General features: G+C 64.9%; 8 protein-coding genes. 4 read left to right on the top strand and 4 right to left on the bottom strand.

Annotated features, from left to right (window positions below; genetic code table 11):
* Positions 1 to 2 precede the first annotated feature (2 nt).
* Entirely contained in the window at positions 3 to 1,622 is a 1,620-nt protein-coding gene (locus tag XF30_RS27680; RefSeq protein WP_109144422.1) for a GMC family oxidoreductase, read from the bottom strand.
* 171 nt (positions 1,623 to 1,793) lie between these two features.
* Here XF30_RS27680 and XF30_RS27675 point away from each other — a divergent pair, with 171 nt between their 5' ends.
* Complete coding sequence (locus XF30_RS27675; RefSeq protein WP_036023104.1) at positions 1,794 to 2,966, top strand: M20 aminoacylase family protein; 1,173 nt, start codon at positions 1,794 to 1,796, stop codon at positions 2,964 to 2,966.
* A gap of 104 nt (positions 2,967 to 3,070) precedes the next feature.
* Here the strand turns inward: XF30_RS27675 and XF30_RS27670 are convergent, their stop codons facing one another.
* Both XF30_RS27670 and XF30_RS27665 read right to left on the bottom strand, forming a co-directional pair.
* The gene (locus XF30_RS27670; RefSeq protein WP_109144421.1) at positions 3,071 to 4,513 is read right to left on the bottom strand and encodes a UdgX family uracil-DNA binding protein; all 1,443 of its coding nucleotides are present in this window, start codon (positions 4,511 to 4,513) and stop codon (positions 3,071 to 3,073) included.
* Positions 4,513 to 5,748 carry a putative DNA modification/repair radical SAM protein gene (locus XF30_RS27665; protein ID WP_109144420.1) on the bottom strand — a complete coding sequence of 412 codons (1,236 nt, stop codon included), beginning with the start codon at positions 5,746 to 5,748 and terminating at the stop codon, positions 4,513 to 4,515. The genes XF30_RS27670 and XF30_RS27665 overlap by 1 nt, the downstream gene beginning before the upstream one ends.
* Before the next feature lie 162 nt (positions 5,749 to 5,910).
* On the opposite strand from XF30_RS27665, the gene XF30_RS27660 reads away from it, so the two are divergent.
* Genes XF30_RS27660 through XF30_RS27650 form a run of 3 tightly spaced genes read left to right on the top strand, consistent with a single transcriptional unit; the run spans position 5,911 to position 11,652 of the window.
* Positions 5,911 to 6,699, top strand: a complete 789-nt coding sequence (locus tag XF30_RS27660; protein ID WP_109144419.1) for an ImuA family protein — start codon at positions 5,911 to 5,913, stop codon at positions 6,697 to 6,699.
* A complete protein-coding gene (locus tag XF30_RS27655; RefSeq protein WP_192893271.1) occupies positions 6,596 to 8,191 on the top strand; it encodes a Y-family DNA polymerase in 1,596 nt (531 codons plus the stop codon). Before XF30_RS27660 ends, XF30_RS27655 begins: the two co-directional genes overlap by 104 nt.
* Complete coding sequence (locus tag XF30_RS27650) at positions 8,188 to 11,652, top strand: error-prone DNA polymerase (RefSeq protein ID WP_109144418.1); 3,465 nt, start codon at positions 8,188 to 8,190, stop codon at positions 11,650 to 11,652. Before XF30_RS27655 ends, XF30_RS27650 begins: the two co-directional genes overlap by 4 nt.
* A gap of 166 nt (positions 11,653 to 11,818) precedes the next feature.
* On the opposite strand, the gene XF30_RS27645 is transcribed toward XF30_RS27650, so the two are convergent.
* Positions 11,819 to 12,589, bottom strand: a complete 771-nt coding sequence (locus XF30_RS27645) for an SDR family NAD(P)-dependent oxidoreductase (protein ID WP_057027153.1) — start codon at positions 12,587 to 12,589, stop codon at positions 11,819 to 11,821.
* Positions 12,590 to 12,763 lie beyond the last annotated feature (174 nt).

Below are 12,763 nucleotides of genomic sequence, written 5' to 3'. Positions count from 1 at the left end.
TGCTACTTCGCATCCTCCAGAATGATCGTGGCGCCCTTCTCAGCGATCATCGCGGTCGGCGTGTTGGTGTTGCCCGAGGTGATCGTCGGCATGATCGAGGCATCGACGATGCGCAGGCCGTCGAGGCCGTAGAATCGCAACCGCTCGTCCACCACCGCCATTGGATCGTTCGCCGTGCCCATCTTCGCGGTGCCGACGGGATGGAAGATGGTGGTGCCGATGTCGCCGGCGGCTTTTGCGAGGGAGGCATCGTCGTCGCCGACGGAGGGGCCGGGCAGATATTCGCTGGGGCGATATTTGGCCAGCGCTTTCTGCTGCATCAGGCGCCGCGTGGTGCGAATGGCGTCGGCGGCGACCTGGCGGTCGTCGTCGGTCGACAGGTAATTTGGCGCGATGATCGGCTTCTCGTCAGGCGTTGTCGCGCGCAACCGCACAGTGCCGCGCGAGGTCGGTTGCAGATTGCACGCGCTCACCGTGATCGCAGGGAAACGGTGCAGGGGATCGCCGAACTTGTCGAGCGAGAGCGGCTGCACGTGGAATTGGATGTTGGCGCGGGCGCGCGTCGCATCGGAGCGCGTGAAGATGCCGAGCTGCGACGGCGCCATGGTGAGCGGGCCGCGGCGCCGGACAGCGTAGTCGAGCCCCATCAGGCCGCGGCGCAACAGATTGTAATAGGTCTCGTTCAGCGTGCGCACGCCCTCGACCTTGTAGATCGCGCGCTGCTGCAGGTGATCCTGCAGATTGCGCCCGACGCCGGGCTTGTCCATGACGATGTCGATGCCGAGCGGCGACAGCCAGTCGGCCGGTCCAATGCCGGAGCGATGCAGCACCTGCACCGAGCCGATCGAGCCTGCCGAGAGCACCACCTCGCGCTTTGCGCGCGCCTCGATGATCTCGCCGTTCTGGATGAAGCGCACGCCGACGGCGCGGCCCTGCTCGATGATGAGGCGGTCGACCAGCACGTGCTTCTCGAGCCGCAGATTGGGGCGCCTCAAGGCCGGCTTGAGGAAGCCGCGCGCCGAGGACCAGCGCCGGCCGCGCTTCTGGTTGACGTGGAAATAGCTGGTGCCTTCGTTGTCGCCGGTGTTGAAATCCGGGATGCGCTTGATGCCCATCTCCTCGGCGGCGTCACCGACCGCGTCGAGAATGGCCCATGACAGCCGCGGCGCTTCGATGCGCCAGCCACCGCCGGCGCCGTGATGCTCGCTGGCGCCGAGGAAGTGGTCCTCGAGGCGCTTGAACAACGGCAGCACGTCGTCATAGCCCCAGCCGGTCAGACCAAGCTGCCGCCAATGATCGTAATCGGCGGCCTGGCCGCGCATCGAGATCATGGCGTTGATCGCCGAGCAGCCGCCGATCACCTTGCCGCGCGGATAGGCTAGCGAGCGGCCGTTCAGGCCGGGCTCGGCCTCGGTCTTGAACATCCAGTCCGAACGCGGATTGCCGATCGCGAAGAGATAGCCGACCGGAATGTGGAACCAGATCCAGTTGTCGTCGCCACCAGCTTCAAGGATGAGAACGCGGTTGCCTGGGGCAGCCGATAGCCGGTTGGCGACGATGCAGCCCGCGGTGCCGGCTCCGACGACAATGTAGTCAAACTCACCTTCAAGCCGCCTCGGCATTCTGCTTCCACCCGGATGGTCTCTTTGCTTTCCGTTAATAGGCAGACGCAGCCGACCTGGACAAGCCCGGCCATGCCGGGTGAACAGGGCTAGACCCCGATTGCCGGCGGTTGGGTGGACCGACGCTTGCATGGTAGACAGACCTGCATTTCCAACAGCTCGAGACCTTCCATGCCCATCGTGAACCGCGTCGCCGACCTTCAACCCGATATCCAGGCCTGGCGGCGGGACATCCATCAGCACCCCGAGCTGCTGTATGATGTCCACCGCACCGCAGCATTCGTTGCGGACCGGTTGCGGGAGTTCGGCTGCGACGAAGTCGTGACCGGTCTCGGCCAGACCGGCGTCGTCGGCGTGATCAAGGGAAACAAGCCCACCGGCGAGGGGCTCAAGGTGATCGGCATGCGTGCCGACATGGACGCGCTGCCGGTCGAGGAGCAGACTAATCTGCCTTACGCCTCCAAGATTCCCGGCAAGATGCACGCCTGCGGCCATGACGGCCACACCGCGATGCTGCTCGGGGCGGCCCGCTATCTCGCCGAGACGCGCAATTTCGCCGGCGATGCCGTGGTGATCTTCCAGCCCGCCGAGGAGGGTGGCGCCGGCGGCGCGGCCATGGTCAAGGACGGCCTGATGGAGCGGTTCGGCATCGAGCAGGTCTACGGCATGCACAACGGCCCGGGCATCCCGGTCGGCTCGTTCGCGATCAGGCCGGGCCCGATCATGGCGGCGACCGACGAAGTCGACATCATGATCGAGGGTGTCGGCGGCCACGCCGCGCGTCCGCACAAATGCGTCGATTCCGTGCTGGTCGGCGCGCAGGTGATCACGGCCCTGCAGTCGATCGTCTCGCGTAGCGTCGATCCCCTGGAATCGGCGGTCGTATCGATTTGCGAATTCCACGCCGGCAACGCCCGCAACGTCATTCCGCAGACTGCGACCCTGAGAGGCACCATCCGCACGCTGTCGCCGGAGGTGCGCAAGCTGGTCGAGAAGCGCGTGCATGAAGTCGTGGCGGGCATGGCGCAGATCACCGGCGCCAAGATCGACCTGCACTACAAGCGCAATTATCCGGTCGTGAACAATCATGCGGCGGAGACCGAAGTGGCACGGCGCATCGCCACGCAGGTCGCGGGCGAGGCCCATGTCCACGAGATGGCGCCGCTGATGGGCGGCGAGGATTTCGCCTACATGCTGGAAGCGCGGCCCGGCGCCTTCATCTTCTGCGGCAACGGCGACAGCGCCGGCCTGCATCATCCCGCCTACAATTTCAACGACGAGGCGATCGTCTACGGCACGTCCTATTGGGTGAAGCTGGTCGAGGAGCAGCTCGCGGCGTCGTAGGACCGGGTCCGAAGCACAGATGAAGGGCCCGTGCATTCCACGGGTCCTTGTCTATTTGAGAAATCGGATCGTCGACAACGGCGTGAAGCCATTTCCCACTGTATTCACGCAGCCCGTGCGGCCTTCTTCTGCAGGCCGGCGGCGATCTTCAGATCTTCGACGAAGCGCCGATATTCCAGAACCTTGGCTTCGGGATCAGGCAGTCGCAGCAAATAGGACGGGTGCACGGTCACCAGCGCCTTGCGGCCTTCGGGAAGCTCGATCAGCCGGCCGCGGTTCTTGCCGATGGGGGTGATCTTGCCGAACACGCTCTGCGCGGCAGTGGCGCCCATTGCCACGATGAGATCGGGCTGGATTGTCGAAACTTCCCGCTCATACCATTGCCGGCACGCCCGGATCTCAGGTGTGTTCGGCTTCTGGTGCAGGCGGATCTTTCCGCGCGGCACGAATTTGAAGTGCTTCACCGCGTTGGTGACATAGACCTTCTTGCGGTCGACGCCGGCCTCCTCCAGTGCGCGATCGAGCATTTGCCCGGCCGGGCCGACGAAGGGATGGCCGGCGAGGTCTTCCTTGTCGCCGGGCTGCTCGCCGACCAGCATGATGTTGGCATTCTTCCGCCCTTCGCCGAACACGGTCTGTGTCGCGTCCTTGTAGAGATGGCAGGCGCGGCAATGCGCGGCCTCCTCGCGGAGCGTTTCGAGATCGTCGGCAGCTGACTTGCGTTTCATCGGAGCCTCCGGCCGCTTCTGAGGCTTGTGCGGATCGGTTGCGGCATTGGCGATCATGGCGCCGGTCATGCGCTCGGCGTCCTCGATCAAGGGCTTAATGATCGAAGCCTCGGGCAGGTTCCTCCAATATTTCTTCGGCATCTCGGCCTGCATCGCCTTCACCTTGAGCCGGGCCGGATTGAAGATGCTGGCATAGTAGCGCCGCCAGGTTTCCTCCAGCCGGTCTTCGCCCGGCGCCTCGCTCTTGCTGACGCCCGGCGTGAACGAGAGCGCATGGCCGTCCCAATGCGCGCAGAGGTCCGGCGTCAGGATCGACCAGGGCATGTCGGCAAAGCGCTTGGCGAAGAACGGCGCGGCGAGCTCGACGACGTGATGCTCCGGCTCGAACCAGGCGACGTAGTGCGCCTGGCGTTCCCGGCCGATCTCGCGGAAGCGCACGAAGGCATGCATCTTGTGCTCGTCGCGATAGACCGCTTTCGCCATGGCCGTGACAAGCGCGACATCGGGGTCGGTCGCGACCTCAATGAGATCGTGATTGTCCTTCAGCCGGAACAGCAGGCGATACAGGATCGCAAAGCGCTCGCTGTCGCGATGCAGGATCGCCGCCTTGGCAAGCTCGACGAATTTTGCCGAGACGGTGAACGTGCCGTCGTTCACCTCGAGGATCGGAGACGGCGAGGACGGTGCGAACAGCTCGGCTTCGTGGCCCTGCACGGTCCAGGTGACCGCGCCGGGCGGCACGTGATGGAGCACGAGGCTGCGCGCGGCTTTGCGCCAGCCGTCGAAATCGGTTTCGGTGTCGAGCATGATGTACTGCATCAGAAGCCAAATCCCAGTTGCGTTGCTTTCGGCTTGAACCGTTCGATCAACCCGGCGGCATCGAGACGATGCGGTGAGGGGCGGTGATCGCTGAGGACGATGAACGGCAGCGCCTTGTTGCGGGGCACATGCAGCCGCGCGAGATCGGCGAGGCGGATCGTGGTGGTGCGCCGCGTTGCGAGGATGCGTTCGACCGTCCTGGTGCCGAAGCCCGGAACGCGCAGCAGCTCCTCGCGGCTGGCGCGGTTGACGTCGAGCGGGAAGCGGTCGCGGTGGCGCAGCGCCCAGGCCAGCTTGGGATCGATGTCGAGCGGCAGCATCGCGCTGTCGTCGACGATCTCGCCGACATCGAAGCCGTAGAACCGCATCAGCCAGTCGGCCTGGTAGAGCCGGTGCTCGCGCAGCAGCGGCGGCGCGCGCAGGGGTAGCGCGCGGCTGGCATCGGGGATCGGGCTGAAGGCGGAGTAATAGACGCGCCGCAGCCGGTAGGCGCCGTAGAGATTGGCGCTGGTGTGGAGAATGGTGTGATCGGAGGCGCTATCTGCGCCGACGATCATCTGCGTACTTTGTCCGGCGGGCGCGAAGCGCTGCGGTTTGGCCTTCGTCTTGGCGCTGCGGCTCTCCTCGGCCTCGTCCAGCTTCAGCCGCAGCCTGCCCATGGTGCGGCGGATCGCCCGCACGTCCTTCTCCGGCGCGAATTGCTGCAGGCTCGTCTCCTCAGGCATCTCGATGTTGATCGAAAGGCGGTCGGCATATTTGCCGGCCTCGGCGATCAGCGCGTCGTCGGCCTCGGGAATGGTCTTCAGATGGATGTAGCCGCGGAAATGATGCTCCTCGCGCAGTTTTCGCGCGACGCTCACCACTTGCTCCATCGTGTAATCAGGGCTGCGGATGATGCCGGAGGAGAGAAACAGGCCCTCGATGTAATTGCGCCGGTAGAAGTCGAGCGTGAGCCTGACCAATTCGTCGATGGTGAAGCGGGCGCGTGGGACATTCGAGGAGGCGCGGTTGACGCAATAAAGGCAATCGTAATTGCAGGCGTTGGTCAGCAGCACCTTGAGCAGGGAGATGCAGCGTCCGTCCGGCGCGTAGGAATGGCAGATGCCCATGCTTGGGGCGGTCGAGCCCATGCCCTTGCCGTCGCTGGAATCCCGCTTCTCGGTACCGCTGGAGGCGCAGGATGCGTCGTATTTGGCGGCATCCGCCAGAATCTCCAGCTTGCGTTGTACGTCCATGTTTGAATCTCTTTGATTCCGCTCATGAATCTTTGGATGCGCCAATTCGATTGACTCTGCCGGCGCCGTTAGCTTTATATTAGAACATATCATGAACAAATGAGCCAGCCGCTGGTTCTCTTTTTGAGAGCCATCGGCAATCACCTCTGAGGAGCGGCGAGCATGAGCGGCGCACGTATGAGCGCGCTTGCGACCTTGCGTAGCCAGATCGAGCGCATCGAGACGGCGGAGGTCGTGCATCCGCGCGATCGCATCGCGCTCGGCCATGGCGCGGCCGACGCCGCGCTGAAGGGCGGGCTCGCGCGCGCGGCGATCCACGAGGTGTTTTGCGAAGGGCGTCAGGGCGCGGCCGCGACGGGGTTCGTCATGGGCCTTGCGGGACGCGTGAGCGCGCGCCGGCCGCTATTGTGGGTGCGGCAGGATTTTTCGGAGCTCGAAACCGGCGCGCTGTCGATGAGCGGGTTATCCGAGCTCGGCCTCGATCCGCGTCGTGTGGTGATGGTGCGCGCCGCCGATGTCGAGAGCGCGCTACGCACCTCGGCCGATGCGCTTGCCTGCGATGCGCTCGGCGCCGTCGTGCTCGAGCTCTGGGGCGAGACCAGGCAGTTCGATCTGGTGGCGAGCCGCAAGCTGACGCTGGCCGCGCAAGGCTCCGGTGTCACCGGCCTCTTGCTGCGGATGGCCGCGCAGCCGCTGCCTTCGACCGCGGAGACACGATGGATGCTGCGTGCGGCGCATTCGCCGCCGGACTCGGTGTGGAGTGCCTGGGGCGCGCCGGTGTTCGATGCCGAGCTCTTGCGCAATCGTCATGGCCCCTGCGGCCGGTGGATCATGGAATGGAATTGTGATGAGTGCCAGTTCAGTGAACCGTCGACGTATCCTCAGCCTGTGGCTGCCGCGCCTGCCCATCGACAGGATCCAGCGGTTCCTTGGCAGCGCCGGGCTGGGTAAAACCAACCATGAGCCGAGCATTGTCGTCATCAAGGACAACAATGCGCTGGTGATCCATGCGCTGGACGAGGCCGCCGAGCGCCTCGGCCTGTATATCGGCCAACCGCTGGCCAATGCGAGGGCGATGTGCCCGGACTTGCGTGTGTTCGACGCCGATACCGTGGCCGATGCGAAGACGCTCAGCGATATCACCGATTGGTGTGACCGCTTCACGCCGTTGGTGGCGCTCGATCCACCGCACGGGCTGTTCCTGGACATCACCGGTTGCGCGCATCTGTTCGGCGGCGAGGCCGCGCTGCTCAAGACGCTGGTCCGTGCGCTCGGCCGGCAAGGCTTTGCCGTCAGCGCGGCGATCGCGGGCACCTCGATCTGCGCCCGCACGCTGACGCGGCAGGTATCCGGCACCATCGTGGCCGATGGCGGCGAGGCGGAGGCGATCAGGTCGTTTCCAGTCTCCGCGCTCGGTGCGGGTGAAGCCATCACCACCGGCCTGCGCCGTGCCGGGCTGAAGACCATCGGCGACGTCGCCTCGCGCAGCGCCTCCGAGATCACGGCGCGGTTCGGCGCGCGCTTCTCCACGCTGCTCGCCCATGCGCTGGGGCAGGGTGATGCGCCGATCAGCCCGCGCAAACCGCTGCCCGATTACATCGTGGAAAAACGCTTTGCCGAGCCGATCGCGACCGACACCATGATCGCGATGACGCTGTCGCGGCTCGCCGACACGTTGATCGCGTCCATGGAGAAGCAGGGCAAAGGCGCGCGGCGGCTTGAAGCGGCGTTCTTCCGCACCGATGGTGTGGTGCGTACGATTACGGTCGAGACCGGGCGTCCGGTGACGCGAAGCGCCGTGGTCGACCGCTTGTTCCGCGAGCGGCTCGATGCACTCGCTGATCCCCTCGATCCCGGTTTCGGCTTCGACATGGTGCGATTGTCGGCGAGCCGCACCGAGATCGTGGTGCAGGAGCAGCGCGATCTCGATGCCCATGTCCACGACAATGACGAACTCGCGGCGCTGATCGACCGCATCGCCGCGCGGATCGGCGGCAGGCGTGTCGTCGTGCACCTGCCGCAGGATACCCACATCCCCGAAAGCGCGGTGCTGGCCGCATCGGCGCAGCATCATCTCGCTGCTGCCATGCAGGCCGAATGGCCGGCGCGCGTCGCGAGCGAGCCGCCGCTGCGTCCCTTGCGGCTGTTCGACAAGCCGGAGCCGATCAAGGTGCCGTTCGCGACCGTGCCAGACGGTCCGCCGCATCAATTCACCTGGCGGCGCGCGCTGCATGCGGTGGTGCGGGTAGAGGGGCCCGAGCGCATCGCGATGGAATGGTGGCGGCAGGACGGCAAGCAGCTGACGCGGGATTATTTCCGCATCGAGGATGCCGAAGGCCTGCGCTTCTGGATCTTTCGCGACGGTCTCTATGAAGGCGAGGTGTTCGACGGTGACGGCCAGCCTGCGTCTCCCGGCTGGTATGTGCACGGTCTCTTCGCATGAATACGCTTAGCTATGCCGAGATCGGCATCACCACCAATTTCTCCTTCCTGCGCGGCGGCTCGGATCCGCGCGCCTATGTGCATCAGGCGAGCAAGCTCGGGATTCCCGCGATCGGCATTGCCGACCACAACACGCTTGCCGGCGTGGTGCGCGCCTATCAGGAGCTCGACAATGACGAGGTGCTGCACAAGCCGAAACTGTTGATCGGCGCTCGCATCGTCTTCATCGACGGCACGCCCGACATCCTGGTCTATCCACGCGATCGCGCGGCCTATGGCCGGCTGTGCCAGCTCCTGACAAGGGGCAAGCGTGGCGATGACATCACGCGGATCGAAAAGGGCGAGTGTCATCTCAGGCTTGACGATCTCCTGGAATTCTCGGAAGGCCAGCTTCTGGTGTTGACGCTGCCGCATCGTTTCGAGCTGGCGCGGGCGCTGGATGTCCTCGCAAAGCTGAAGGCGAGCCGTGCCGAGGGCGTGTGGCTGGCGGCGAGCCTGCTCTATCGCGGCGACGACAAGCGTCGCCTCTTGCGGCTCGATGATCTCGCCGCAAAGGCCAAGGTGCCGCTGCTCGCGACCAACGAGGTGCTGTATCACGATCCCGGCCGCCGTCCGCTCCAGGACGTGCTGACCTGCATTCGGGAAAAGACCACGATCGAGGCGATTGGGCGGAAGTTAGAGGCCAATGCCGAGCGCTTCCTGAAGACGCCGCGCGAAATGGCGCGGCTGTTCCGCGATTTTCCCGAGGCGATTGCGCAGACCATGCGCTTTGCGGACGCAATCGAGTTCTCGCTCGATCAGCTCAAGTATCAATATCCCGACGAGCCCGTACCGCCGGGCAAGACCGCGCAAGGGCATCTGGAGGATCTGACCTGGGCGGGCGTCGACAAATATTTCGGCGGCAAGATCGGCGACAAGCTGCGCGCCACCTTGAACAAGGAGCTCGCGCTGATCGCCGAGCTGAAATACGCGCATTACTTCCTCACCGTGCATGACATCGTCCACTATGCGCGCAGCCAGAACATTTTGTGCCAAGGGCGCGGCTCGGCGGCGAATTCGGCCGTGTGCTACGTGCTCGGCATCACCTCGGTCGATCCGACCAAGGTGGACCTCTTGTTCGAGCGCTTCATCTCCAAGGAGCGGCTGGAGCCGCCCGATATCGACGTCGATTTCGAGCATTCGCGCCGTGAGGAGGTGATGCAATATGTCTATCGCCGCTACGGCCGCCACCGCGCCGCGATCATCGCCACCGTCATCCACTACCGCCCGCGCAGCGCCATCCGCGACGTCGGCAAGGCGCTCGGCCTGACCGAGGACGTCACTGCCGCGCTCGCCGACACCGTTTGGGGCAGCTGGGGCAAGGGCCTCAACGACATGCAGGTCCGGCAGGCCGGGCTCGATCCGAACAATCCCATGATCAACCTCGCGGTCGAGCTTGCGACCGAGTTGATCGAATTCCCGCGCCATCTCTCCCAGCATGTCGGCGGCTATGTGCTGACCCAGGACCGGCTCGACACCTATGTGCCGATCGGCAATGCCGCGATGGACGACCGCACCTTCATCGAATGGGACAAGGACGACGTCGATGCGCTCAGCATGATGAAGGTCGACGTGCTCGCCCTGGGCATGCTGACCTGCATCAGGAAATGTTTCGATCTCATCGACCAGCACAAGGGCGAGCGTTTTATGCTGGCGAGCGTCCCGCAGGACGACCCCAGGGTTTACGATATGCTGTGCCGCGGGGAATCGCTCGGCGTGTTCCAGGTCGAGAGCCGCGCCCAGATGAACATGCTGCCGCGGCTGAAGCCGCGCACCTTCTACGATCTCGTCATCGAGGTCGCGATCGTGCGCCCCGGGCCGATCCAGGGCGACATGGTGCATCCTTATTTGCGGCGGCGGAACGGGCTGGAAAAGGTGAGCTATCCGTCTCCGTCGCCGGAGCATGGCGACAAGGACGAACTCTACAAGGTGCTGCACAAGACGCTCGGTGTCCCGCTGTTCCAGGAGCAGGCGATGCGCATTGCGATCGAGGCCGCGCATTTCACCTCCGAGGAAGCCAACGGCCTGCGCCGCTCGATGGCGACCTTCCGCAATGTCGGCACCATCGGCCAATATGAGGAGAAGCTGATCGGCAACATGGTGGCGCGCGGCTACGATCCCAACTTCGCCAAAAGCTGCTTTGACCAGATCAAGGGATTTGGATCCTACGGCTTTCCGGAGAGCCATGCCGCGAGCTTTGCACAGTTGGTCTACATTTCGTCGTGGCTGAAGCACTATCATCCCGACGCCTTCTGCTGCGGTCTGTTGAATTCGCAGCCGATGGGCTTTTATGCGCCGGCGCAGATCGTCAGCGACGCCCGCAAGAACGGCGTCGAGGTGCGCGACATCGACGTGTCCTACAGCTTTGCACAGAACACGCTGGAGGAGGGGAGCGGTCAGTATTGCGCCGTGCGCCTCGGCTTTCGCCAGATCGATGGATTCCACTGGCTGGACGAGGATGAGGAGCGCCTGAAGCGCTCTCAGTCGTCATTCCGGGGCGCGCGTAGCGCGAACCCGGAATCCATCGCGCCGCATACGCCTGGCGGAGGAATGGATTCCGGGCTCGACGCTGACGCGTCGCCCCGGAATGACGGTGTCGAGAAAGCCCAGGACTGGGCCGACCGCATCGTCGCCGCGCGCAACCGTCGTCCCTTCACCTCGCTGGAGGATTTCGCCCGCGACACCGGTCTGCCCAAGCGCGCGCTGATCCTCTTGGCGGATGCCGATGCGTTCCGCTCGCTCGGGCTCGACCGCCGCGAAGCGCTGTGGCAGGTGCGGCGGCTGCCCGACGACGTGCCGCTGCCGCTGTTCGAGGCGGCGACCGCGCGCGAGCAGCCGGACGAAGGCGCAAAACCGCTGCCGGCGATGCCGCGCGCCGAGCAGGTGGTCGCGGACTACCAGACCATCCGGCTGTCGCTGAAGGGCCATCCGATGGAATTCCTGCGCGAGATGTTTACGCGCGAGCGCATCGTGGCCTGCAAGGAGATCAGCCATGAGAACGAGCGGCGCCGCGTCCGCTGCGCCGGTGTGGTCCTGGTGCGGCAGCGGCCGGGCAGCGCCAGCGGCGTCGTGTTCATGACGCTGGAGGACGAAACCGGCATCGCCAATGTCGTGGTCTGGCCCAAGATCATGGAGCAGTACCGGAAAGAAGTGATGGGCGCGCGCCTCATCCTGGTCGAAGGCTACATCCAGAGCAGCCCCGAAAAGGTGACGCATCTCATCGCCCAGCGCATGATCGACCGCTCGCACGATCTGGTCGGCCTCGCCAACGATGCGCTCGGCCGCAAGCATCCGCTGCCCGCAGGCGCCACCGTGGTCGAGCCGCTCAACGAAGACCCCCGCGCGCTCACGGATATGCCGGCACAAAAAATCCGCCACCCCCGCAACGTCCGCATCCTGCCGCCGTCGCGGGATTTTCATTGAGCGAGCGCGGGCTACTGCCGACGTTTATTGCGATGATTGCGCCTCATTCTCAGTCGTCATGCCCGGGCTTGACCCGGGCATCCACGTCTTTCGGAGTGCGCAGCAGTGCGTGGATGGCCGGTCAAGCCCGGCCATGACGGAGGAGAGAGAGCTCGGCAAGCTGCCCTCAAAAATTCACCCTGTTCGAAATCGCGCCGTCCACGACGAAATTCGAACCCGTCGTGAATCCCGACACCGGGCTGGCCAGAAACACCGCCGCGCTCGCGATGTCCTGCGGCGTTGCCATGCGGCCGGTCGGGTTGCGCTTCATCGCGTCCTGGTACCGCTCCGGCATGTTCTTCTCGATCATCTCCCAGACGCCGCCTTTGAAATAGACGGTGCCGGGCGACACGACATTCACGCGGATCTTCTTCTTCGCGTATTGCCGCGCCAGTCCCTTGGCCATGTGGATCAGCGCGGCCTTGATCGGGCCGTAGGAGCTGGCCGTGTCCGCCTGCGCCGCGGAGATCGACGAGATGATCACGAAGGCCGCATCGCCGCTGCCGGCGCCGCTTGTCTCGAGGAACGGTCGGGCGGCGTCGAAGGCGTGCACGGCGCCGAGCACATCGAGCCGAAAGTTCTGCTCCCAGGATGCGGGATCGTGCCCTTGCGCCATTGCGCCGGCATTGGAGAACAGCATGTTGATGCCGCCGAGCTCTTGCGCAGCCGTCTCGATCCAGCTTTTCAGCGCCGCGCCGTCGGTGACGTCGACGGGGCCGCCGGTGGCGCGGATGCCGCCCGCCTTCAGCTCCGCGACGGTGGCCGCAACCTGATCGGCGTTTCGCGCGCACACCGCGACATTGGCGCCTTCGCCGGCCAGCGTCGCCGCAATCGCCCGCCCGATGCCACGCGTGCCGCCGAGCACGACGGCGTTCTTGCCTTTGAGACCGAGATCCATTGTTGGCTCCTTTTTGTTGGTGCTGCGAGTGTAGCTGTTTCGCGAGGCGCCCAGAAGCCTCCACGTCGTCATTGCGAGCCACCGGGTCCGCGCAAAGCGCGGCCCGATGACAGGCTCCGCGAAGCAATCCAGAAATGCATCCGCGGAAGGATCCTGGATTGCTTCGTCGCAAGG

It is taken from the genome of Bradyrhizobium sp. SUTN9-2, from assembly GCF_003122645.1.
GTDB classification, from domain to species: Bacteria; Pseudomonadota; Alphaproteobacteria; order Rhizobiales; family Xanthobacteraceae; genus Bradyrhizobium; species Bradyrhizobium yuanmingense.
This window is presented reverse-complemented; position numbering and strand designations above follow the sequence as displayed.